The sequence below is a fragment of the Flavobacterium sp. genome (assembly GCF_021151785.1).
Taxonomy (GTDB): domain Bacteria; phylum Bacteroidota; class Bacteroidia; order Flavobacteriales; family Flavobacteriaceae; genus Flavobacterium.
This window is the reverse complement of sequence record NZ_JAGKWP010000033.1, coordinates 1-23,503: the sequence shown is the minus strand read 5'-3', so window position 1 is coordinate 23,503 and position 23,503 is coordinate 1. Positions and strand designations below refer to the sequence as shown.

Below are 23,503 nucleotides of genomic sequence, written 5' to 3'. Positions count from 1 at the left end.
TCTTAAAAAAGAATATTTTATAAAAAAATCAAAAAAATATTTGTATATTTGCGCAGTTATTTAGTAATCAACCAAATAATGAGGCACGCCATGCGTGCCTCTTTTTATAGGCATGACATTTAAAGAAAAAGTTAAAAACATTGTAGATGAAGTATTGGAAACAAAGCAAAATTTGTTTTTAATTGAGCTAACGGTTTCTGATGCTAATAAGATTAATGTTGTAATCGATGGTGATACAGGGGTGACTTTGCAAGATTGTATTGATGTAAGTCGATCTGTTGAGTCTCGTTTGGATGAAGAAGGTTATGAGTTTTCAATTGATGTAGCTTCTGCTGGAGTATCTAGTCCTTTGAAATTGGTTAGACAGTACAAGAAAAATGTGGGTAGAAAGTTGAAAATTAAAACTATCTCACAAGGAGAAATCGAAGGAATGTTGGTGGAAGCTGATGATGAAGGGGCTGTGCTTGCTTGGAAAGCTCGTGAACCTAAAGAAGTGGGTAAAGGTAAAGTAACAGTGGAAAAAACATTAAAAATTGCCTATGAAGACATTAAAGAATCAATAGTAATTATATCATTTTAATAGAGCGTATCATGGAGAATATTGCATTAATAGAATCATTTTCAGAGTTTAAAGATGATAAACTTATAGATAGAGTTACCCTTATGGTGATTTTAGAAGATGTGTTTAGAAATGCGTTGAAGAAAAAATATGGTTCAGACGATAATTTCGATATTATTATCAATCCTGATAAAGGAGATATGGAAATATGGAGAAATCGTGTAGTAGTGGCTGATGGAGAAGTGGAGGATCCAAATTCTGAAATTTCGTTGTCAGATGCTAGAAAAATTGAACCAGACTTTGAAGTAGGTGAAGATGTTTCAGAAGAAGTAAAATTAATAGATTTAGGAAGAAGAGCAATTTTAGCCTTACGTCAAAACCTAATCTCTAAAATTCATGAACACGATAATACCAATCTTTACAAGCAATTTAAAGATTTAATTGGTGATATTTACACAGCAGAAGTACATCATGTTAGACCTAAAATGGTTGTGTTGATGGATGATGACGGAAACGAAATTGTATTGCCTAAAGACAAGCAAATTCCAAATGACTTTTTCAAAAAAGGAGAAAACGTTAGAGGAATTATTGAAAGTGTAGAGTTAAAAGGAAATAAGCCTCAAATCATTATGTCAAGAACTTCGCCTTTGTTCTTGGAGAAATTATTTGAACAAGAAATTCCAGAGGTATTTGATGGATTAATTAACGTTAAAAAAGTGGTCAGAATACCAGGGGAGAAAGCAAAAGTTGCTGTAGATTCTTATGATGACAGAATTGATCCTGTAGGGGCTTGTGTTGGAATGAAAGGCGCTCGTATACATGGCATAGTACGTGAATTAGGAAATGAAAATATTGATGTGATTAATTTCACTACCAATACTCAATTATATATTACTAGAGCATTGAGTCCGGCTAAAGTTTCATCAGTAAAAATTGATGAGGAAAGTAAAAAAGCTGAAGTGTTTTTGAAAATTGAAGAGGTTTCAAAAGCCATCGGACGTAACGGTCAAAATATTAAACTGGCTAGTCAACTAACAGGTTACGAACTAGATGTAATTAGAGAAGGTGTAGTTGAAGAAGAGGATGACGTTGAATTAAGAGAGTTTACAGACGAAATCGAGGAGTGGATTATCGAAGAGTTTGAAAAAATTGGTTTAGATACTGCAAGAAGTATTATTGACCAAGATGTTCAAGATTTAGTTAGAAGAACTGATCTTGAAGAAGAAACTATCTTAGACGTAATTAGAATATTGAAGGAAGAATTAGAAGGATAAATCTAATCAACAACAAAAATACAACAACGCAACAACTAAAATTTAGCAAAATAGAATATATGTCTGAAGAAAGAGCAATACGAATTAATAAAGTTTTAAAAGAATTTAATATTTCATTAGATAGAGCAGTGGAAACATTAAAGGACAAGGGCCATACAATTGAGCACAGTCCTAATGCTAAAATATCTCAATTGGAATATGATGTTTTATGCAATACTTTTTCGGCTGATAAGGGAAATAAAGTTGCTTCCAAAGAAGTAGGTGAAGAAAAGAAGAAAGAAAAAGAGGCAATAAAACGTGAAATTGAAAAAGAACTCGAAGAAAAGCGTCGTGCAGAAGAGGAAAGACAAAAGCAAGAAATTATCAAAGCAAAAGCTGTAGTTGCAGGTCCAAAAACGCTTGGTAAAATTGAGTTGAATCCTAAGAAAGTTGAAACAGAAGAGGCTAAAAAAGAGCCTCAACCTGAAGTAGTTGTTAAAGTTGTTGAGGAGAAAGCGGATATTGAAACTCCAATTGTTGTCGAGAAAAAGATTGAAGATAAACCAGTTGTTGAACCGCAAGCTAAAGTGGTAGAAGAAAAACCTGAAGTTGAAGTTGTTAAACCAGTTGTTGAAGAGAAACCTACTCAAGTTACTTCTCCAGAAGTAAAGCCTACTGTTCAAACTGCTGAAGTGAAAAAGACAGAAGGTGAAACCCCTATAGTTGAGGAAAAAATTCAAACGCAATACCAAAAATTATCGGGAGCTACGTTTACAGGTCAAACAATCGATTTATCGCAATTCAATAAACCAAAAAAGAAAAAAGAAGATTTCAAAAAAGACGGGAAGCCAAGCGCGCCAAATGCAACTAATGCTGGAGGGGGAGCGGGTGCCAACGCAAATAATAAAAACAAACGTAAAAGAATTACCAAACCAACAGGTAATACTCCAGGACAAGGTACTCCGGGACAAGGTGGTCAAGGGAATAACCAAGGACAAGGAGGTAAAAAACCTTTCGGAGGCAATGATCGATTTAAAAAAGGTCAAAAACCAGTCGTGGCTAAAGTAGAGCCAACAGAAGAGGAAGTTAAAAATCAAATTAAAGAAACTTTAGAAAGATTACAAGGAAAAGGTAATAAATCTAAAGCCGCAAAATATAGAAGAGATAAACGTGATACGCACCGTCAACGTTCAGAAGACGAACAATTACAACAAGAACTAGAAAGCAAAATCTTGAAAGTAACAGAGTTTGTTACTGTTGGTGAGATTGCTACTATGATGGATGTGCCTATTACGAAAGTAATTGGGACATGTATGTCACTAGGAATTATGGTTACTATGAATCAACGTCTTGATGCTGAAACGTTAACCATTGTTGCTGATGAATTTGGATATGAAGTGCAATTTATTACAACAGATATTGAAGAAAATACCGAAGTAATTGAAGATCGTCCTGAAGATTTAAAATCAAGAGCACCTATCGTGACTGTAATGGGGCATGTTGACCACGGTAAAACGTCATTATTGGATTATATCCGTAAAACAAATGTTATTGCAGGTGAATCAGGAGGTATTACACAACACATCGGTGCATATGCTGTTAAATTAGAAAATGGACAAAGAATTACGTTTTTAGATACTCCTGGTCACGAAGCGTTTACTGCCATGCGTGCACGTGGAGCACAAGTTACAGATATTGCTATCATTGTTATCGCAGCTGACGACGACATTATGCCTCAAACAAAAGAGGCTATTAGTCACGCACAAGCGGCTGGTGTTCCAATGATTTTTGCAATCAATAAAGTAGATAAACAAACTGCAAATCCTGATAAAATTAAGGAAAAATTAGCTGCTATGAATTTATTAGTAGAAGAATGGGGTGGTAAATACCAATCACATGATATCTCTGCTAAAATGGGTATGGGTGTTAATGAATTACTTGAGAAAGTATTATTAGAAGCAGAAATTTTAGAGTTAAAAGCGAATCCAAATAAGCCAGCTCAAGGTACAGTAGTTGAAGCTCAATTAGACAAAGGTCGTGGTTATGTGTCAACTATTTTAGTACAAGCTGGTACATTAAAAATTGGAGATTATGTGTTAGCTGGTAAAAATCATGGTAAAATTCGTGCCATGTTTGATGAGCGAGGGCATGCAATTAAAGAAGCAGGTCCTTCAACACCAGTTTCAGTTTTAGGTTTAGATGGAGCGCCTACTGCAGGTGATAAGTTTAATGTGTATGAAGATGAAAGAGAAGCAAAACAAATTGCAGCTAAGCGTACTCAATTAATTCGTGAGCAATCAGTTAGAACACAAAAGCACATTACGTTGTCAGAAATTGGACGTCGTATTGCCTTAGGACAGTTCAAAGAGTTAAATATTATCTTAAAAGGAGATGTAGATGGTTCTGTTGAAGCACTATCGGATTCATTCTTGAAATTATCTACTGAAGAAATACAAATTAATATCATCCACAAAGGTGTTGGAGCTATTACAGAATCAGACGTATTATTGGCTTCTGCTTCAGATGCAATCATTATCGGATTTAACGTTCGTCCTCAAGGAAACGCAAAAATGTTAGCTGAGAAAGAAGAAATCGATATCAGAAATTATTCTATCATTTATGCAGCGATTGATGACTTAAAAGATGCAATGGAAGGAATGTTGTCTCCTGAAATGAAAGAAGAGATTACAGGTACGGCTGAGGTTCGTGAATTGTTTAAAATTTCTAAAGTAGGAACAATTGCTGGATGTATGATTACTGATGGAAAAATGTTTAGTAAATCAAAAATCCGTTTAATTCGCGAAGGTGTTGTTATTTACACTGGTGAATTAGCGGCATTAAAACGATTCAAAGACGATGTAAAAGAGGTTTCAAAAGGTTATGATTGTGGTATGCAGATTAAAAACTATAACGATCTTCAAGAATACGATGTAATCGAAGGATTCCATGAAGTTGAAGTTAAAAAGAAATTGAAATAGTTTTTTTCTTTATAAATATTAATCCCGAGTTTTCTCGGGATTTTTTTTATCTCTTGTATTTCAACTCTTTAAACTATTTTAGAAAATTATTAATTAATTCACTTAAAAAATTAGCATCTTATAATTTTTTTCCTTTATTTTTGAAAAGGAACAAAAATTAACACAACATGCAGTTTGATCCCTCAAAAATAAGTGGTTCAGATACCTATAAATTGCTCACTGGAATTGTAATACCTAGACCTATTGGTTGGATATCAACCATTAGTCCTAAAGGAGAATACAATGTAGCACCTTTTTCATTTTTTAACGCAGTAGGTGAGGATCCTCCTCATGTAATGTTTTCTACTGTTCGTACTGGAGATAAAAATAAAGATACACTAAATAATGTTTTGGCTACGAAACAATTTGTAGTCAATATGGTTACAGAAGATTTAGTGGAAAAAATGAATACTACTTCTCAGGCTATTCCTTCTAATGAAAGTGAATTTGAATTAGCTGGATTAACACCTCTTCAATCAGTATTGATAAAAGCACCTCGTGTAAAAGAATGTCTAGTAACGATGGAATGCGAAATGGTGCATCATTATTTTTTAGAAGACCATAAAAATGGCGGCGCTTGTATTATAGTAGGTAGAGTGCTGTTATTTCATGTTGACGAAAAAGTGCTTTTGGAAGGGACAAAAATAAATTTGGAAACCTATAAACCAGTGGCTCGTTTAGCAGGATCAAATTATAGCAAATTAGGAGAAATATTTTCCATTAAAAGAAATTAAGTACATGAAGATAACGGTTATTGGTGGTGGTCCTGGAGGGCTTTATTTTTCAATATTAACTAAGAAAGCTTTACCGCATTGTGAAATCAATGTGTATGAACGAAATAAACCCGAGGATAGTTTTGGTTTTGGAGTTGTTTTTTCTGATGAAACTTTGGGGGAATTTTTAAAAAGAGATATGGAGTCTTATGAACTCATTCGAAGTAATTTTGCCTATTGGGATGATATAGTGGTGGCTCGTGACGGGCAAGAGGTAAGCATTGCTGGAAATGGTTTTTGTGGTTGTTCCAGAAAAACTTTATTGAAATTATTGCACCAAAGATGTAGGGAGGAAGGTGTGCATTTACATTTTGAAGCAGAAATTCCAGATGAATCGGTTTTTGCTGATTCGGATATTATTTTAGCAGCAGACGGAATTAGTAGCGCTATACGAACCAAATATGAAAGAGAATTTGGAACTACCATTGCATTAAAGAAAAATAGATTTGTTTGGTTGGGTTCAACCAAGCCTTTAGATGCGTTTACTTATTTTTTTAGAACCACTCCTCATGGTGTAATAGTCGCTCATTCTTATCAATATGAGCCAGGTATGAGTACTTGGATTTTTGAGTGTAGTGATGAAACATGGCAAAAACATGGATTTGAAGTGACTAATGAGCAAGATACAATTGAAAAAATGCAAGCGATTTTTAAAGATGAGTTAGACGGTCATCCTTTAATTTCAAATAAATCACATTGGCGACAATTTCCTCATGTAACCAATAAAAAATGGTTTCATAAAAACATTGTTTTATTAGGAGATGCGAAAGCAACGGCACATTATTCTATTGGGTCAGGAACCAAATTAGCCATGGATTGTGCTATTGGATTGTCTGATGCGGTTATTGCAAACCCTACAAGTGTAAAAGCGGCTTTTGAACAGTATGAAGCAACACGAAGAAATCCAGTTGAAATGATTCAGTATGCGGCTTTAGTTTCGCTAGATTGGTTTGAAAATATGGATCGAAATAATCAACACCCATTTTATCAGTTTGCTTTTGGTTGTATGACTCGTTCCAAAAAAGTAACGTATGAAAATCTTCAAATTCGTGATCGATCTTTTACTGATAAAGTGGTTGAAGAATTTAATTCGCATATTCCAAATACAGATAAAAACCAAGTAGCTGTATTTACACCTTTTAAATTACGTGATTTAGAAGTTATAAATCGAATAGTAATGGCACCTATGGGTCAATATAAAGCGATTGATGGAAATGTAAATGATTGGCATTTTCAACATTATGCCTCCAGAGCTTTGGGTGGAGTTGGGCTTATTTTGACTGAAATGACAGCAGTTTCAGAAACGGGACGAATTACAGAATCATGCGCAGGGATTTATACACATGAGCAAATTGAAGCATGGAAACGTATTAACGTATTTATACATTCCCATTCAAAGACTAAAATTGGAATCCAAATAGGACATTCAGGAAGAAAAGGCGCAACGTTAGAACCATGGAAAGGAAATAATCAACCTATGTTAACTCCATGGGGACTTTTATCTGCCTCAGCACTTTCTTATAAACAAGGCTTTTCAATTCCAAGAGAAATGACACTTCAAGATATGGAGCATATCAAAAGTCAATTCAAACAAGCGGCCATTAATGCAGAGCAGGCTGGGTTTGATATGATTGAATTACAAGCCCATCATGGTTTTTTATTAGCTTCATTTCTATCTCCACTAACTAATATTCGTTCGGATGAATTTGGAGGAGCAATTGAAAATAGATTAAAATATCCGTTGGAAGTATTTAAAGAAATGCGTTCAGTTTTTCCAAATCATAAACCAATGTCGGTTCGTATTTCTGCTTATGATTGGGCTGATGGAGGAATTACTGAAAAAGAAGTATTAGTTATAGCACAAGCATTTAAGGACGCTGGAGCGGATGTAATTAATGTTTCCACTGGTAATACAGTTGCCAATCAAAATCCTGTAGTGGGTAGAATGTGGCAAACGCCTTTTTCAGATGCCATTCGAAATTCCATTCATATACCTACAATTACTGCAGGCTATATTCAAGATATTGATCAAATTAATACCATTATTTTAAATGGACGTGCTGATTTAGTTGCGTTAGGAAGACCTCTGTTATTAGATCCTTATTTCGTAAGAAATGCACAAGCATATGAGAATTACAAAGCAGAAGATATTAATGATTCATATCTAGCAGGTACTTCACATTTGTATCCATTGAAAACAACAGAAAGAAAACAAATAGAAGGGATGAAAAAAGCATTGAAGCCAAAAAGTAACAAGAAATAGTTGTAATTGTATGGATGATAATTTGACCAAAGTATTATTTAGATATTATAGCGATGTTCTTGAAGATGATGTAGTAGAAACTATGTGGGCAGAAATAATTGATGACCAAAAAGGATTATACAAGTTAGATAGTATTCCATTTTATGGTCCTATGATTTCCTGTGGAGATGTGTTTAAAGCCACCTTTGATGAAGTTGAAGAAATGTTGGTTTTTAATGAAGTTTTTGAGTTTTCAGGAAATTCTGTTATTCAGATAATTATAATGAATGAGAATTTTGATAAAGAAATTTTGAGAAAAAGGCTGCTAGAATATGGTTGTGAATCAGAAGGAGTAAATGATAAATATTTTGTGGTTGATATTCCATCAGAAATCGATTATTTAGAAGTTAAAAAGATGCTTGAAGAGTTTGAAAGTAAAGCATTGATTCAATTTGCCGAACCTGTATTGTCAAATCAACATTTTAATGATATTAATATTCACAATTTTAATTCGTAATTAAATGAAAGACAACTTTGCTATCCGTCATTTACCATCACTGGAATTGCAGCCAGCATATCAGTTTTTAGATTTACCTCAGTTTAAAAGAGAAGAATGGTTAAATTGTGCCTATCGATTATTAGACTTTCACATAGAAAATGGAAACGGTTCTAAAATTTGTATTCAAACTTTTGATGAAACTTGGACGTATCGAGATTTATTTGATAGAGCCAATCAAATTGCACATGTTTTAGTAAATGATTTAGGGTTGCAATCTGGTAATAGAGTTTTGTTGCGTTCAGCGAATAACCCCATGATGGTAGCATGTTGGTTTGCGATTATCAAAGCAGGTGGAATAGTAGTAGCTACTATGCCTTTATTGCGTGCTAAAGAATTAACAACAATAATAGATTGTGCAGAAATATCTCATGTTATTTGTGATCATGATTTAGCAGAAGAAATCCGGTTGGTGAATAGTGCTTTTCTAAAGCAAATTACTTATTATCGAAATAGCGATTTAGAAATAAAAATGGCTTCCAAACCCAAAGTTTTTACAAATTACAATTCAAATGCAGAAGATATTGCTTTAATTGGTTTTACCTCAGGAACTACTGGCTTGCCAAAAATGACGGCACATTATCATAAAGATGTGTTGAATATTTGTGAAGCATTTCCAAATTATTCTTTACAGCCAACCAGTGAAGATGTGTTTACTGGAAGTCCACCTATTGGATTTACTTTTGGTTTGGGAGGTTTAGTTTTATTTCCACTTTATTTTGGAGCAACTACGTTTCTAATTGAAAAACCAACTCCAGATATTTTATTAAAAGCCATTCAGGATTTCAAAATTACCATTTGTTTTACCGCGCCAACGGCTTGGCGTGTTTTGACTACGAAAGTGGCAGATTTTGATATTTCTAGCTTAAGAAAATGTGTATCAGCGGGGGAAACTTTGCCGTTAAAAGTCTGGCAAGATTGGTACGAAGTAACTGGACTCAAAATCATTGATGGAATTGGTGCTACCGAAATGTTGCATATCTTTATATCTTCTAATGAAGAAAATATGAAACCAGGAACTACTGGTAAAGCTATTTCAGGTTATATAGCTAAAATAATAGATGAAGAGGGGAATGAAGTTCCTAAGAATAAACCAGGTCGATTAGCGGTTCAAGGGATAACAGGTTGTAAGTATTTGAATAGAGAAGATAAACAACTTGAGTATGTTCAGTCAGGATGGAACATCACAGGTGATATTTTTAAACAAGATGAAGAAGGGTATTTTTATTTTATAGCCCGTGGTGATGATATGATTATTTCTTCCGGATACAATATTGCAGCTATAGAAGTGGAAAGTGTGCTTTTAACTCATGAAGATGTTTTAGAGTGTGCTGTTGTAGGAATGCCTGATAGTGAAAGAGGTATGTTGGTTTGCGCACATATTGTTTTAAAAGATCAAAGTAAAGCAACTGATGCACATAAAAATCATATTCAACATTGGTTTAAAGAAAATGCAGCACCATACAAATATCCTAGAGTAATTCATTTTGTGGAAATATTACCAAAAACTGAGACAGGAAAAATACAACGATTTAAATTGAAATAATACAATGAGTCAATTTTATATAAAACAAGAAAAAATCAAATTCAAGCATATTGATTACGCGGGTATAGTTTTTTATCCTCGATTTATGGAAATGATAAATGATTTGGTAGAAGATTGGTTTGAAGAAGCACTAGACAGACCATTTTCTAGAATGCATGAAACAAACGGAATACCTACAGTAGATTTAAAAGTGCAATTTAAAGCACCTGCTCGTTTAGGTGAAATACTAACAAAGAAATTGTGGGTAAAAGAACTTCGTAATTCTTCTATTTTATGCGGATTTCAATTCGTAAAAGATAAGGATACTACAGTGTTAGAAGGTGAAGTGACTTTGGTTAACGTCAAAATTGCTGAAAATAGAAACGAAATTAAATCAGAAGCTTTTTCTGAAGTAATGAAAGATAGAATTAGGATGTACCAATTGTAAATTATTCTTTAATTTCAATTCGTAATTCAAAACTCATAATTTTAAATTCGTAATTTCTTAAAATATGGAATTCAAAAAAATAAAAGCCGCAACAGTACAAACAGCACCTGTGTTTCTTAACGTAGAAAAAACAGTTAACAAGGCCATTTCATTCGTTAAAGAAGCAGCTAATAACGGAGCCAAATTAATCGCTTTTCCTGAAGTTTTTATTGCAGGATATCCCTATTGGAATTGGATCATGACTCCGGTTCAAGGTAGTAAATGGTATGAAGAGTTGTATAAAAATTCAGTTGATATAGCTGGTCCCGAGATTAAAAAACTATGTTTGATAGCTAAAGAATATGATATCCATATTGTAATGGGAATTAATGAAAGAGGGAAAAGTTTCGGTGAAATTTATAACACGAATTTGATTATCGATAATAAAGGTTCAATTATTGGTAAACATAGAAAATTAGTGCCTACTTGGGCTGAAAAATTAACTTGGACTTCAGGAGATGGCTCTTCACTAAAAGTATATAACACTGAAGTGGGTCCGATAGGAACATTGGCTTGTGGTGAAAATACAAATACATTAGCCCGATTTACTTTGCTTTCTCAAGGCGAATTAATTCACATTGCAAATTATATTTCATTACCTGTTGCACCACCTGATTATGATATGGCTGAGGCAATAAAAATTCGTGCCGCTGCACATTCTTTTGAAGGTAAATTATTTACCATTGTCTCTTGTTCTACTATTTCGCAAGAAATCAAAGATGTTTTACGTGTGGATGTCCCAAATATAGATGAATTATTGGATAGGAAAAGTTCTGCTTTTTCTGGTTTTATTGGTCCAAACGGAGCTGTAATAGGAACCCCATTAATCGATGACGAGGGAATGGTGTATGCAGAAATAGATTTGATAAAATGTGTCCAACCAAAACAAATGCACGATATTTTAGGTCATTATAATCGTTTCGATATATTTGATTTGCGTGTAAATGTGGCACCAACAAGAAAAATTACATTTGTAGATACTCACGAAGAATTTAATAAAAGATAAATGTTGACTTAAACTCTTTAAGTCATTATTAAAATATAGGATTATGGAAGAAAACAACTATTCAGATGATGTTTACGGACGTGCTCGAGTACAAGATTCCGACGAATTAAAAGTTTACTATAAAGAATTAGAGAAACTTGGAGCTGGAGCATTATGGACCGTAGCTAATGATATTGAACCTTGGGAACCGCGTTCTTCTTCGGTTCCTATGCTGTGGAAATATGATGATTTGCGTAATTTAGTATTAAAGTCATCAGAATTAGTAACACCAGAACAAGCGGGTAGGCGTGTTGTGTATTTAGTCAACGAAAAGCGTAAGGATGTTTCTGCCGCTGTTGGTTGGTTATATACAGGAATTCAAGTGACTCGTCCTGGTGAAAGCACATCTGCTCATCGTCATCGAGCTTCAGCGTTGCGTTTTATTATGGAGGGGAGTAAAGGTTATACCGTGGTGGATGGTAATAAAATTATGTTGGAAGTAAATGATTTTGTCATCACTCCTAATTCAACCTGGCATGAACATGGGGTAGAGGATGATGGTGAAACATGTATCTGGCAAGATGGATTAGATATTCCACTTGTAAATGCTTTGGAAGCTAATGATTATGCGGTTTATGATGGAAAACAACCATTAGTTAAACCTTTGAATTTTTCTCCGATAACCTATGGTTGTGTTGGACTCATTCCTGTGGATAGTTCATGGGATAAACCTTATTCCCCTTTGTTTAAATATTCTTGGGCAAAGGTATATCCAGCTTTATTAGATGCACTTAAAGTGAATGAAATCAATTTGTTTGATGGTATTCTTATGCAATATTCAAATCCATTAACAGGAGGTCATGTTATGCAAACCATGGGTGCAGCAATGCAATTGTTACCTGCAGGTTTTAAAGGGAAAGCTCATAAACATACAGGTTCTTTTGTTTACCAATGCGCTAAAGGAAAAGGTTACACCATCATCAATGGAAAACGCTTCGATTGGAAAGAAAGAGATATTTTCTGTGTTCCGAGTTGGGCATGGCACGAACATCATAACTTATCTGAAACAGAAGATGCCTGTCTATTTAGTTTTAATGATTTGCCAGTTATTGAAGGTTTAGGGTTGTTTCAGTCTAGAAATTTCACCGAAAATAATGGGCATCAACAAATTCAATAACAATATCAAGTTCAAAAATCAATAAAAAAATAACTTCGCATTCATTGCATTTAATTTAGATAAACATGAAATTACTAACCTACTCAATACAAGATTCAGAACCTCGTTTAGGTTTTATTCATAATAATCAAGTAATCGATATGGAAGATTTTGGAGATGTATCCAATTTTCCTTTGCCAAATAATATGTTAGAATTAATTGATATGGGATTTGAGGTTATTGATGAAATTAATGATCTAATTGCTGATACTTCTCAAAAACAATTTGATGAAATAGCTTATCCAATCGATGAGGTTATTTTTTTAGCTCCCATACCAAAACCAAGAAAAAACATCATTGGAATCGGATTGAATTATACCGAACATGTGGCTGAAAGTGCTCGAACATTAGATACAACTGGAAAACTTCCAATCAAACCGATTATTTTCTCAAAACCACCAACTACTGTTACGGCTACGAATACAGAAATTATAAAGAATACAAAATTGACGTCTCAATTAGATTGGGAGTGTGAATTAGCAGTTGTTATCTCTAAAAAAGGGAAATATGTAGCCAAAGAAAATGCGATGGATTATGTGTTTGGATATACAGTTATAAACGATATTTCAGCACGTGATTGCCGTAGAGAGGGACAATGGATTGTGTCTAAAGGACAAGATACATTTGCGCCCATGGGACCAGTTTTAGTCACTAAAGACGAAATAGTTAATCCACATAACCTGAATTTAACTTTAAAGGTCAATAGTGTTGAAAAACAGAATTCTAACACCAAGTTCATGTTGTTTAATATTAACGATTTAATAGAAGATTTAAGTATCGTTTTTACATTAGAACCTGGAGATATTATCGCAACGGGAACGCCAGCTGGAGTTGGTGCAGGAAGAGATCCTCAAGAGTGGTTGTATGATGGAGATGTGGTAGAAGCAACTTTAGAAGGAATTGGAACGATTGTGAATACGGTTAAAGAAATTTAAAATGAAAAAATACAGAATAGGCCAAATAGTTCCATCCTCAAATGTAACGATGGAAACCGAAATACCCGCGATTTTTCGCTCACGTGAAACCATTTTACCAGAGCGTTTTACGTTTCATAGTAGCAGAATGCGCATGAAAAAAGTAACTAAAGAAGAATTAGAAGCCATGGATGCCATGAGTTTGAAATGCGCACAAGAGTTGTCAGATGCACATGTTGATGTTATGGGCTACGCTTGTTTAGTAGCTATTATGAGTATGGGACGTGGATATCATTGTGTTTCGGAGGTAAATTTGCATCAAGAAACTATAGCAAATGATTTTCCTACTCCTATTGTTACTTCTGCGGGAGCTTTGATCAATGGATTAAAAATCTTAGGGGCAAAACAAATTTCAATCATTACTCCTTATATGCGTCCTTTAACAGATAAGGTGGTCGATTATATTGAGCATCAAGGGATAAAAGTAAAGGAGAGTATTGCTTTAGAAATTCCTGATAATTTAGAAGTGGCAGCTCAGAACCCTATGAATTTAGTTGAGATTTATAAGCAATTAGACTTAACCGACGTAGATGTCTTAGTTGTATCTGCATGTGTGCAAATGCCTTCATTAGAGGCTATTGATTTAATTCAAGCTGAGTGTGGAATTCCCGTTACTTCGGCAGCAGTTTGTACTACTTATGAGATGATGAAAAAGCTTTCTATTGAAGCTAAAGCGCCCATTGGAGGTGAATTGCTTAATGGGAAATATTAATTTACAAGATGTTAATTGTAGATAATATCCAAAAGGTTATATCAAAATGACTAATTTTATGTTAGTGAGCTCGATAAAATATCGGGCTCGCTTTGTTTTATTTTTTATTTGGATTTATAATATTGGCAGAAGGATATTTTTTTTTAATGGAAAGTAACGCCTTTTCGGCCTCAATTTTTGATTTGAAGCTACCAACCCAAACCTTGTATGAAGGATTGCTAAAAACTATTGTCCCATCCATATATTTGAACTCTTTTTTAAAGGCGGTTAAATTCTTCTTTGATTCCTCAATTGTACCAAAAAATATTTGAATTTTAAATTTGTCATTTATGGTTATTGAAGCATTGTTTTTTCTTTTTTCTGATAACAATTGATCAATTTTGACCTCCTGTTCTACTGTGTTGTTTTTAATTTGGCAGAAAATATTTTGTGAAAAAAGTATAGCTAAGATAATTAGTAAGAATTGATTTTTATTTTTTAAAGTCTTCATAATGAATATTGTTTGAGGCAAAATTATAAGAACATTTTGGAATATTTGTATTTTCCTTATTTAGAATTAAAATAAATTACATTTTAAGATAAATTTAAGGTTTTGATAATTATTCGAATGTTGTATTTTTGTCGGAGTTTAAAAAGAAGTGTGGTTTCTTTACTAGTTAATTTAGTTCAAAAATCATACCATTAAGTTAGTAATTAATATATAATATGAAAAAGGTGGGTAACCCTAAATCGTTTTCAAAGACTTTCTTCACATTAGCGTTGACTTTTGTTTTTGCTTTTGCTGTTGAGGCTCAAGAGGCTCCGGCAGCGGCAGCTCCTTCGCCAGATGCAGCCGCGGCGGCAGCTCCAGCAGCTGGAACAGGAGATCCAGTGAAAGGAAAGGAATTGTTTAATACCAATTGTGCGGCTTGTCACAAGCTTGATCAAAAAATGACCGGCCCTGCGTTAAGAGGTGTTGGTGATAAGTATGATAAGGAATGGTTGTACAAGTGGATTCACAACAGTTCAGATTTGATTAAATCAGGTGATGCAAAAGCTGTTAAAGTTTATGAGGAGTTTAATAAAGTAGCTATGACTGCTTTTCCTCAATTATCAAATGCAGATATTGATAATATAATTGCTTATACCATGCAGCCTAAAGAAGAGCCTAAAGCAGCTTCAGTTGCTCCAATTATTGGAGAAGGAAGTGGTGATAGCAGTTCTTCTAATACTTTAATTTTAGGTGCCTTGGCTCTAGTATTGGCAATCCTTGTCTTCATGTTGTTTACAGTGAACAATTTGTTGAAGAGGGTTATTGATGCAAAAGGATTAGAATTCGAAGAAAAACCTAAATCATTACCATTGTGGAAAGCATTTGCTAAAAATCAGTTTTTAGTTTTGGTTTCGGCAATATTATTTTTGTTGATTTCAGCTTATTTTGCTTATGGTTATTTAATGCAAATAGGTGTGGATCAAGGTTATGCTCCAATTCAACCAATACATTATTCGCATAAAATTCACGCAGGTGACAACGGTATCGATTGTAAATATTGTCACTCGTCAGCTAGAGTTTCTAAAAATGCAGGTATCCCTTCTTTGAATGTTTGTATGAACTGTCATAAAAATATTAACGAATTCCAAGGTGATAAAGATTCAACGTATGTAGATTATTCTAAGGAATTCTACACAGGTGAAATTAAGAAGTTGTATGATGCTGTTGGTTGGGATCCAGCTACTCAAAAATATACAGGAAAAACTAAACCAGTAAAATGGGTTAGAATTCATAATTTGCCTGATTTTGTTTATTTTAATCACTCGCAACACGTTACTGTAGGTGGTATTGAGTGTCAAAAATGTCATGGTAAAGTGGAGACTTTTGAAATCATGAAACAAGACCAGCCATTAACTATGGGATGGTGTATTAATTGCCACCGTGAAACAAACGTAAAAGTTGAGGAAAACGGTTATTATGAAAAAATCCATGCTGAATTGTCGAAAAAATACGGCAAAACTAAGTTAACTGCTGCTGAAATGGGTGGTTTAGAGTGTGGTAAATGTCACTATTAATAATAATTTAAGAAGCTAATATCTATATACAATGGCATCAAACAAAAAATACTGGAAAAGTGTTGAAGAGCTAAATGAAAATAGTTCTATTGTTGAGACGCTAAAAAACAACGAATTTGTTGAACAAATTCCAGTTGATGAATTTTTAGGTGATAAAGAATCGCTTGCTAATTCATCTACTTCTCGTCGTGACTTCCTAAAATATGTTGGTTTTAGTACGGCTGCAGCTTCATTGGCAGCGTGTGAAGGACCTGTTGTTAAATCAATTCCTTATGTGGTTCAACCTGAGGAAATCATTCCTGGGGTAGCAGATTATTATGCTACTACGATTGCTGATGGTTTTGATTTTGCTAATATTTTAGTTAAAACAAGAGAAGGTCGTCCAATAAAAGTAGAGAATAATAAATTACAAGGTGCAGTTTCTGGTGCCAATGCTAGAGTGCATGCGTCAGTATTGTCTTTATATGATAATTTGAGGTTAAAATCGCCTAAAATTGAAGGTAAAGAAGTTTCTTGGAATGAAGTAAATACTAAAATAAAAGCAAGTTTAGTTGAGGCAAAAGCTAAGGGTGGTCAAATCGTTTTATTGACTAATACTATGGCGAGTCCATCGACCGATAAATTAATTGCTGATTTAACAGCTAAATATGGTGTTGTAAAGCATGTAGTTTATGATTCAGTTTCTGATTCAAATGCTTTGGATGCCTTCCAGACAGTTTATGGTTTCAGAGCTCTAGCAAATTATGACTTTTCTAAAGCTGATACTATTGTTTCTGTTGGTGCTGATTTCTTAGGTGATTGGCAAGGTGGAGGTTATGACGCAGGATATGCAAAAGGGCGTGTTCCAAAAAATGGAAAAATGTCAAAGCATATACAAATTGAAGCGATCATGTCTTTAGCGGGTGCTAATGCTGATAAGAGGATTCCTTTAACAGTAGCACAACAAAAACAAGCTCTAGTTGAATTATACAATGCAGTAACAGGTTCAGCTGTTTCTACTGGTTTAAATAATAAAGATGTTGCTAAAGCTGCTCAACAGTTAAAAGCTTCAGGGTCAAAAGGTGTAGTTGTTTCAGGTCTTGACGACTTTGACGCTCAGTTAGTAGTGTTAGCTATTAATATTGCTTTGAGATCAGAAGCATTTAATCCAACTGATGCTAAACTTGTTAGAAAAGGTGATGCTAAAGCTGTAAATCAGTTAGTGGCTGAAATGAATGCAGGTAAAGTTCACACACTTATTATGAGTGGTGTAAATCCTGTGTATTCTTTGCCAAATTCTAAAGAGTTCGTTGCTGGTTTAGCAAAAGTTAATTTGTCTGTGGCTTTTTCAACTAAAGAAGATGAAACTGCTAAGAAAGTTAAAATTGCTGCGGCTGCTACTCATTATTTAGAGTCATGGGGTGATGTTACAATTACTCGTTCTAATTACAGTTTGGTTCAGCCTACAATTAGACCTTTATTTAATACAAAACAATTCCAAGAAGGTTTATTAGCTTGGACAGATAATGCATTAGCTTATTATGATTTCTTAAAAAGTTTTGCAGTTTCAAATTTATCTGGTAAAACTTGGAATCAAGCACTTCATGATGGTTTTACAGTTTCATCTCCTTCAACTGTATCGGTTCAAGGTGTAAACGTTTCTTCATCAGTTTCGAAGTTAGCTTCTGCTAAATCAAATGGTTTAGACTTAATTTTATACACTAAAACAGGTTTAGGCGATGGGCAACAAGCTAATAATCCTTGGTTGCAAGAGTTTCCTGATCCAATTACAAGAGTGTCATGGGATAACTACATTACAGTTTCCAAAAAAGATGCTGATAAGTTAAACTTACAAAATTTCAATGTTGCTAATGGTGGTTTAAATGGTTCTTATGCTACAGTTAAGGTAGGTAGTGCTGTTTTGTCAAATGTACCTGTGATTATTCAACCAGGTCAAGCTGTAGGTACTGTGGGTATTGCTCTTGGTTATGGAAGAAAAGAAGCATTAAAAGAAGAAATGCAAGTAGGTGTTAACGCTTATACTTTATATGCTAACTTAAATGCAAATCAATCAGCTACGGTAACATTAGCAGAAGGTACACATGAGTTTGCTTGTGTACAGTTACAAAGAACGTTGATGGGTAGAGGAGATATCGTTAAAGATACTACGTTATCTGTTTTCAATAAAGCAAATGCTTCTGGAGAAGTTGAACTTTATAATCCACTTCCAGTAGTTTCTTTAGATCACAAAGAAACACCTGCTTCAAAAGTTGATTTGTGGACTTCATTTGACAGAACTACAGGACATCATTTTAACTTATCAATTGATTTAAATTCTTGTACAGGTTGTGGTGCTTGTGTTATCGCTTGTCACGCTGAAAATAATGTTCCTGTTGTTGGTAAATCTGAGGTAAGAAGAAGTCGCGATATGCATTGGTTACGAATCGATAGATATTATTCTTCTGAAGATACTTTTGCAGGTGATGTAGATAAGAAAGAAGCTGCAGATGGTTTAATGAGCTCTATTTCTACTTTTACAAGTATGGAAGATCCGTCAGAAAACCCTCAAGTAGTTTTCCAGCCAGTTATGTGTCAACATTGTAATCATGCTCCTTGTGAAACAGTATGTCCTGTAGCGGCAACTTCACATGGGCGTGAGGGTCAAAATCACATGGCTTATAACCGTTGTGTAGGTACTCGTTATTGTGCGAACAACTGTCCTTATAAAGTACGTCGTTTCAACTGGTTCTTGTATAATAAGAATAGTGAATTTGATTATCATATGAATGATGACTTAGGTCGTATGGTATTGAATCCAGATGTTAATGTGCGTTCAAGAGGGGTTATGGAAAAATGTTCTATGTGTATCCAAATGACTCAAGCCACAAAAATGAAAGCTAAAAAAGAAGGTCGTATGGTAAGAAGTGACGAGTTTGAAACCGCTTGTTCTGCTGCATGTACCTCAGGAGCTATGATTTTTGGCGATGTAAATGATAAAGATTCAGCAGTTGCAAAATTAGCGGAATCAGACAGAACTTATCATTTATTAGAGCACATTGGAACAAAACCAAACGTATTCTATCACGTTAAAGTAAGAAACGATCAATAATTATTAATAACAGAAACACAATATAAAGGATTATGTCTCATTACGAAGCACCCATTAGAAAACCTTTAGTTATTGGTGATAAAACGTATCACGATGTAACTGTAGATGTGGCTCGTCCTGTTGAAGGTAGAGCTAACAAACAATGGTGGACAGTATTTACTATAGCATTAGCTGCATTCCTTTGGGGATTAGGATGTATGGTTTATACAATATCTACCGGTATCGGAACATGGGGATTAAATAAAACAATTGGATGGGCTTGGGATATCACTAACTTCGTTTGGTGGGTTGGTATCGGGCACGCCGGAACACTTATTTCAGCGGTATTATTATTATTCCGCCAAAAATGGAGAATGGCTATTAACCGTTCTGCAGAGGCAATGACAATTTTCTCTGTAGTTCAAGCAGGTCTATTCCCGATTATTCACATGGGTCGTCCATGGTTAGGTTACTGGGTTTTACCTATTCCGAATCAGTTTGGTTCTTTGTGGGTAAATTTCAACTCTCCACTTCTTTGGGACGTTTTCGCAATTTCTACTTATTTATCTGTATCCTTAGTTTTCTGGTGGACAGGATTATTACCTGACTTCGCTATGTTAAGAGATAGAGCTGTAACACCATTTACAAAGAAGATATATTCTATTTTATCTTTTGGATGGTCTGGTAGAGCTAAAGATTGGCAGCGTTTTGAAGAGGTATCATTAGTTTTAGCTGGATTAGCTACTCCGTTAGTACTTTCTGTACACACGATTGTATCTTTTGACTTCGCAACTTCTGTTATTCCTGGATGGCATACAACTATTTTACCTCCTTATTTCGTAGCAGGTGCTATCTTCTCTGGTTTTGCAATGGTAAATACATTGTTAATCATTATGAGAAAAGTATCAAACTTAGAGGATTATATTACAGTTCAACACATTGAATTAATGAACATTGTAATTATGATCACGGGTTCTATTGTTGGGTGTGCATATATTACTGAGTTATTTGTTGCTTGGTATTCTGGAGTTGAATATGAACAATATGCTTTTTTAAACAGAGCAACGGGTCCTTACTGGTGGTCTTATTGGTTAATGATGACTTGTAATGTGTTTTCACCTCAATTCATGTGGTCTAAAAAATTGAGAACAAGTATTGCTTTCTCATTCATTATTTCAATTGTAGTAAATATTGGAATGTGGTTTGAGCGTTTTGTTATCATTGTAACTTCATTACACAGAGATTATTTACCTTCATCATGGACTATGTTCCAACCAACTTTTGTTGACGCGGGTATTTATATTGGTACTATAGGTTTCTTCTTTGTATTATTCTTATTGTATTCTAGAAGTTTCCCTGTAATTGCTCAAGCAGAAGTTAAAACGATTTTAAAATCGTCTGGAGATAATTATAAAAGAGAAAGAGGTGATGCTAAACCTGAGCACCATGATTCTCACGGACATGAAGGACACGATCATCATTAATATTTAAGATTATGAGTAATAAAGTAGTACACGCTATTTATAACGACGATGATATTCTATTAGATGCAGTTAAAAAGACAAGAGCTGCACATCATCATATTGAGGAAGTTTACACTCCTTTTCCAGTTCACGGACTTGATAAAGCTATGGGTTTAGCTCCAACTAGATTAGCTATTTGTGCCTTTTTATATGGTTTAACTGGTTTTATTATCTATGCCAATTTGTTAAATTATATTATGATTGTAGATTGGCCTCAAGATATTGGAGGAAAGCCTAGTTTTGCTTTCTATCAAAATTTACCAGCTTTTGTGCCTGTTATGTTTGAAGGTACTGTTTTTTTTGCTGCTCACCTTATGGTAATAACGTTCTTCTTAAGAAGTAAATTATGGCCTTTTAAGCAAGCTGAAAATCCAGATGTTAGAACTACTGATGATCATTTTTTAATGGAAGTTGGTGTTCATGGAAATGAAGAAGAACTAGTTTCATTCTTTCAAAGTACTGGTGCTGTTGAAGTAAAAGTAATTGAAAAATAGTAAGAGGATTATGAGAAACATATTAAATATAATTGCAGTTGCTGGTTTATCGGTTTTAGCCACATCTTGTTTTGATAAATCTAAACCTAATTACCAGTTTTTTCCAAATATGTATGAGCCAGTACCATATGAGACTTACTCAGAGCATGCTGTTTTTCCTGGAGGTAAAGAAGGTTTAATTCCTGCTAAGGGAACAATTAAAAGAGGTTTCATGCCTTATGAAATCCCTAATACACCTGAAGGTTATGCACTTGCTAAAGCTTCATTGAACAAGCCTGCAAATATCATCATCAATGAAGAAAAAGGTAAAGAATTATTCAATGTTTACTGTGCCATTTGTCATGGTGAAGCAGGTGATGGTAAAGGTAATTTAGCAAAAAGAGAGAAGTTTGCAGGGGTTCCTAATTACAAAGATAGGGAAATTACAGAAGGAAGTATATTCCATGTAATAACCTACGGAATTAATGCAATGGGATCACATGCTAATCAGTTATCTCAAGAAGAGAGATGGCAAGTAGCCGATTATGTGCTTAAGTTAAAAGCTCAATTAAAATAGTATTATATTTTTGAAAATAATAGATATGTACCAGTTTTCAAGTAAATTAAAAACTTTTTCTTTCATCCTTATGGTTGTTGGTGCTTTAGGAATCGGTTACGGTTTCTTATCTACTCCTAAGTCAACTGAAGATGTGGAAAAAATATTAAAAGAGCAAGAAGCTCACCACGGTAGTGGTCATCATGATGCACATGCTGAAAATAATGCACATGCTGCAACAAATCACGAATCAGTTCATCATGTAGCTACTAAACATGAAGCTAATGATTCCTTAGTTTCATCTAATGAACAAGCAAATGTTGATTCTACGCATGTTTCTAGTGATACAACGAAAGTAGCATTGATTCCAGTTGTTGATAACAATAATTCTTCAAAACAAGAAGTTATTGTAACTAAAGCAAAAGAGATTCATATTGATCATGCTAAAGAACATAAAGAGCATGTAGAGCACGTAAAACATCAATTGCAAAATAAACCTTGGTCTGCATTATATGTTGCATGTATCTTTTTTATGTTAATTGCTGTAGGTGCATTAGCTTTTTATGCTATTCAATGGGCAGCTCAAGCAGGTTGGTCTCCTATTGTTTTTAGAGTTATGGAAGGTGTTTCAAGTTATCTACTACCTGGTTCTGTAATCTTTTTTGTATTATTGTTAATGGCTGCTTTCCATGTAAATGGTAATCACATTTTTGTTTGGATGGACGAAGAAGTTGTTAAAAATGACCACTTAATTCAAGGTAAATCTGGTTTCTTAAATGTTCCATTTTTCTTAATTAGAGCTATTGTTTTCTTATTTGGTTGGAATTTATACAGATTTATTTCTAGAAAGAATTCTATTAAATTGGATGAAACAAAAGATTTATCTTTTTTCAAAAAGAATTATAAAGCTGCAGCAACATTTCTTGTATTCTTCATAGTATCTGAATCAATTATGTCTTGGGATTGGATTATGTCTGTTGATCCGCATTGGTATAGTACATTATTTGGATGGTATGTATTTGCAAGTTTCTTTGTAAGTGGTATTACAGTCATTACTTTAATTACGCTATACTTAAAATCAAAAGGTTTATTACCTCAAGTAAATAAAAGCCATATTCATGATTTAGCTAAGTTTATGTTTGGTATTTCTATTTTCTGGACTTACTTGTGGTTCTCTCAATTTATGTTGATGTGGTATTCCGATATTCCTGAAGAAATCACTTATTTTGTGACTAGAATTGAAAATTATAATTTACCATTTTTTGGTATGGTAGCTATGAATTTCTTATTCCCATTATTGATATTGATGAATGCTGATTTCAAACGATTAACTTGGGTTATTGTAATGGCTGGTACTGTTATTCTTGCAGGTCATTATTTAGATTTCTATAATATGATTATGCCTGCAACTGTCGGTGATCAATGGTTTATTGGTATCTCTGAAATCAGTTCGGTATTATTCTTCTTAGGTCTATTTATATTTGTTGTATTTACATCTTTAACTAAAACTTCATTAGTTTCTGAAGGTAATCCTTATAT

The 23,503-nt window shown here is 34.1% G+C and carries 19 protein-coding genes; 18 read left to right on the top strand and 1 reads right to left on the bottom strand.

Annotation, left to right across the window (positions count from 1 at the left end):
• Window positions 1-112 precede the first annotated feature (112 nt).
• The 12 genes from rimP (at window position 113) to QZ824_RS05160 (ending at window position 14,299) form a co-directional block, all read left to right on the top strand.
• The gene (gene rimP, locus QZ824_RS05215) at window positions 113-580 is read left to right on the top strand and encodes a ribosome assembly cofactor RimP (protein ID WP_291274961.1); all 468 of its coding nucleotides are present in this window, start codon (window positions 113-115) and stop codon (window positions 578-580) included.
• An 11-nt stretch (window positions 581-591) separates the two neighbouring features.
• On the top strand, window positions 592-1,833 hold the full coding sequence (gene nusA, locus QZ824_RS05210) for a transcription termination factor NusA (RefSeq protein ID WP_291274960.1): 1,242 nt from the start codon (window positions 592-594) through the stop codon (window positions 1,831-1,833).
• A 59-nt stretch (window positions 1,834-1,892) separates the two neighbouring features.
• Entirely contained in the window at window positions 1,893-4,790 is a 2,898-nt protein-coding gene (gene infB / locus QZ824_RS05205) for a translation initiation factor IF-2 (RefSeq protein WP_291274959.1), read from the top strand.
• Window positions 4,791-4,957: 167 nt separating this feature from the next.
• Window positions 4,958-5,563, top strand: coding sequence for a flavin reductase family protein (locus QZ824_RS05200; RefSeq protein ID WP_291274958.1), 606 nt, complete (start codon window positions 4,958-4,960; stop codon window positions 5,561-5,563).
• Window positions 5,564-5,567: 4 nt separating this feature from the next.
• Window positions 5,568-7,865 (top strand): bifunctional salicylyl-CoA 5-hydroxylase/oxidoreductase, encoded by a 2,298-nt coding sequence (locus tag QZ824_RS05195; RefSeq protein WP_291274957.1) that lies wholly within the window; start codon window positions 5,568-5,570, stop codon window positions 7,863-7,865.
• Window positions 7,866-7,875: 10 nt separating this feature from the next.
• Complete coding sequence (locus QZ824_RS05190) at window positions 7,876-8,361, top strand: DUF4265 domain-containing protein (protein ID WP_291274956.1); 486 nt, start codon at window positions 7,876-7,878, stop codon at window positions 8,359-8,361.
• Window positions 8,362-8,365: 4 nt separating this feature from the next.
• Entirely contained in the window at window positions 8,366-9,946 is a 1,581-nt protein-coding gene (locus QZ824_RS05185) for an AMP-binding protein (RefSeq protein ID WP_291274955.1), read from the top strand.
• A gap of 4 nt (window positions 9,947-9,950) precedes the next feature.
• Complete coding sequence (locus QZ824_RS05180) at window positions 9,951-10,373, top strand: acyl-CoA thioesterase (RefSeq protein WP_291274954.1); 423 nt, start codon at window positions 9,951-9,953, stop codon at window positions 10,371-10,373.
• Between the two features lie 64 nt (window positions 10,374-10,437).
• Window positions 10,438-11,418, top strand: a complete 981-nt coding sequence (locus QZ824_RS05175; RefSeq protein WP_291274953.1) for a carbon-nitrogen hydrolase family protein — start codon at window positions 10,438-10,440, stop codon at window positions 11,416-11,418.
• A 43-nt stretch (window positions 11,419-11,461) separates the two neighbouring features.
• The gene (locus tag QZ824_RS05170; RefSeq protein WP_291274952.1) at window positions 11,462-12,574 is read left to right on the top strand and encodes a cupin domain-containing protein; all 1,113 of its coding nucleotides are present in this window, start codon (window positions 11,462-11,464) and stop codon (window positions 12,572-12,574) included.
• Window positions 12,575-12,639: 65 nt separating this feature from the next.
• The gene (locus QZ824_RS05165; RefSeq protein ID WP_291274951.1) at window positions 12,640-13,548 is read left to right on the top strand and encodes a fumarylacetoacetate hydrolase family protein; all 909 of its coding nucleotides are present in this window, start codon (window positions 12,640-12,642) and stop codon (window positions 13,546-13,548) included.
• A 1-nt stretch (window position 13,549) separates the two neighbouring features.
• Window positions 13,550-14,299: an Asp/Glu racemase gene (locus QZ824_RS05160; protein ID WP_291274950.1), complete on the top strand. Its 750-nt coding sequence runs from the start codon at window positions 13,550-13,552 to the stop codon at window positions 14,297-14,299.
• A 97-nt stretch (window positions 14,300-14,396) separates the two neighbouring features.
• Here the strand turns inward: QZ824_RS05160 and QZ824_RS05155 are convergent, their stop codons facing one another.
• Complete coding sequence (locus QZ824_RS05155; RefSeq protein WP_291274949.1) at window positions 14,397-14,789, bottom strand: SPOR domain-containing protein; 393 nt, start codon at window positions 14,787-14,789, stop codon at window positions 14,397-14,399.
• Window positions 14,790-15,004: 215 nt separating this feature from the next.
• On the opposite strand from QZ824_RS05155, the gene QZ824_RS05150 reads away from it, so the two are divergent.
• The 6 genes from QZ824_RS05150 to QZ824_RS05125 all read left to right on the top strand — a co-directional run.
• Window positions 15,005-16,345, top strand: a complete 1,341-nt coding sequence (locus tag QZ824_RS05150; protein WP_291274948.1) for a cytochrome c3 family protein — start codon at window positions 15,005-15,007, stop codon at window positions 16,343-16,345.
• A 31-nt stretch (window positions 16,346-16,376) separates the two neighbouring features.
• Window positions 16,377-19,433 carry a TAT-variant-translocated molybdopterin oxidoreductase gene (locus QZ824_RS05145; protein ID WP_291274947.1) on the top strand — a complete coding sequence of 1,019 codons (3,057 nt, stop codon included), beginning with the start codon at window positions 16,377-16,379 and terminating at the stop codon, window positions 19,431-19,433.
• A gap of 29 nt (window positions 19,434-19,462) precedes the next feature.
• Window positions 19,463-20,896, top strand: coding sequence for an NrfD/PsrC family molybdoenzyme membrane anchor subunit (gene nrfD, locus QZ824_RS05140; RefSeq protein ID WP_291274962.1), 1,434 nt, complete (start codon window positions 19,463-19,465; stop codon window positions 20,894-20,896).
• 11 nt (window positions 20,897-20,907) lie between these two features.
• Window positions 20,908-21,429 carry a DUF3341 domain-containing protein gene (locus QZ824_RS05135; RefSeq protein ID WP_291274946.1) on the top strand — a complete coding sequence of 174 codons (522 nt, stop codon included), beginning with the start codon at window positions 20,908-20,910 and terminating at the stop codon, window positions 21,427-21,429.
• A 10-nt stretch (window positions 21,430-21,439) separates the two neighbouring features.
• Entirely contained in the window at window positions 21,440-21,985 is a 546-nt protein-coding gene (locus QZ824_RS05130; RefSeq protein WP_291274945.1) for a cytochrome c, read from the top strand.
• 25 nt (window positions 21,986-22,010) lie between these two features.
• Window positions 22,011-23,503, top strand: a 1,493-nt coding sequence (locus QZ824_RS05125) for a quinol:cytochrome C oxidoreductase (protein WP_291274944.1), incomplete at its 3' end; no start/stop codon positions are given.

Bases quoted from the DNA above. Each gene is read 5' to 3' on its own strand.
- QZ824_RS05195 (WP_291274957.1), top strand. From the start codon at position 5,568: ATGAAGATAACGGTTATTGGTGGTGGTCCTGGAGGGCTTTATTTTTCA.
- QZ824_RS05135 (WP_291274946.1), top strand. From the start codon at position 20,908: ATGAGTAATAAAGTAGTACACGCTATTTATAACGACGATGATATTCTA.
- QZ824_RS05130 (WP_291274945.1), top strand. From the start codon at position 21,440: ATGAGAAACATATTAAATATAATTGCAGTTGCTGGTTTATCGGTTTTA.
- QZ824_RS05160 (WP_291274950.1), top strand. From the start codon at position 13,550: ATGAAAAAATACAGAATAGGCCAAATAGTTCCATCCTCAAATGTAACG.
- QZ824_RS05175 (WP_291274953.1), top strand. From the start codon at position 10,438: ATGGAATTCAAAAAAATAAAAGCCGCAACAGTACAAACAGCACCTGTG.
- QZ824_RS05180 (WP_291274954.1), top strand. From the start codon at position 9,951: ATGAGTCAATTTTATATAAAACAAGAAAAAATCAAATTCAAGCATATT.
- QZ824_RS05200 (WP_291274958.1), top strand. From the start codon at position 4,958: ATGCAGTTTGATCCCTCAAAAATAAGTGGTTCAGATACCTATAAATTG.
- QZ824_RS05145 (WP_291274947.1), top strand. From the start codon at position 16,377: ATGGCATCAAACAAAAAATACTGGAAAAGTGTTGAAGAGCTAAATGAA.
- QZ824_RS05170 (WP_291274952.1), top strand. From the start codon at position 11,462: ATGGAAGAAAACAACTATTCAGATGATGTTTACGGACGTGCTCGAGTA.
- QZ824_RS05185 (WP_291274955.1), top strand. From the start codon at position 8,366: ATGAAAGACAACTTTGCTATCCGTCATTTACCATCACTGGAATTGCAG.
- nusA (WP_291274960.1), top strand. From the start codon at position 592: ATGGAGAATATTGCATTAATAGAATCATTTTCAGAGTTTAAAGATGAT.
- QZ824_RS05165 (WP_291274951.1), top strand. From the start codon at position 12,640: ATGAAATTACTAACCTACTCAATACAAGATTCAGAACCTCGTTTAGGT.
- rimP (WP_291274961.1), top strand. From the start codon at position 113: ATGACATTTAAAGAAAAAGTTAAAAACATTGTAGATGAAGTATTGGAA.
- infB (WP_291274959.1), top strand. From the start codon at position 1,893: ATGTCTGAAGAAAGAGCAATACGAATTAATAAAGTTTTAAAAGAATTT.
- QZ824_RS05150 (WP_291274948.1), top strand. From the start codon at position 15,005: ATGAAAAAGGTGGGTAACCCTAAATCGTTTTCAAAGACTTTCTTCACA.
- QZ824_RS05190 (WP_291274956.1), top strand. From the start codon at position 7,876: ATGGATGATAATTTGACCAAAGTATTATTTAGATATTATAGCGATGTT.
- QZ824_RS05155 (WP_291274949.1), bottom strand. From the start codon at position 14,789: ATGAAGACTTTAAAAAATAAAAATCAATTCTTACTAATTATCTTAGCT.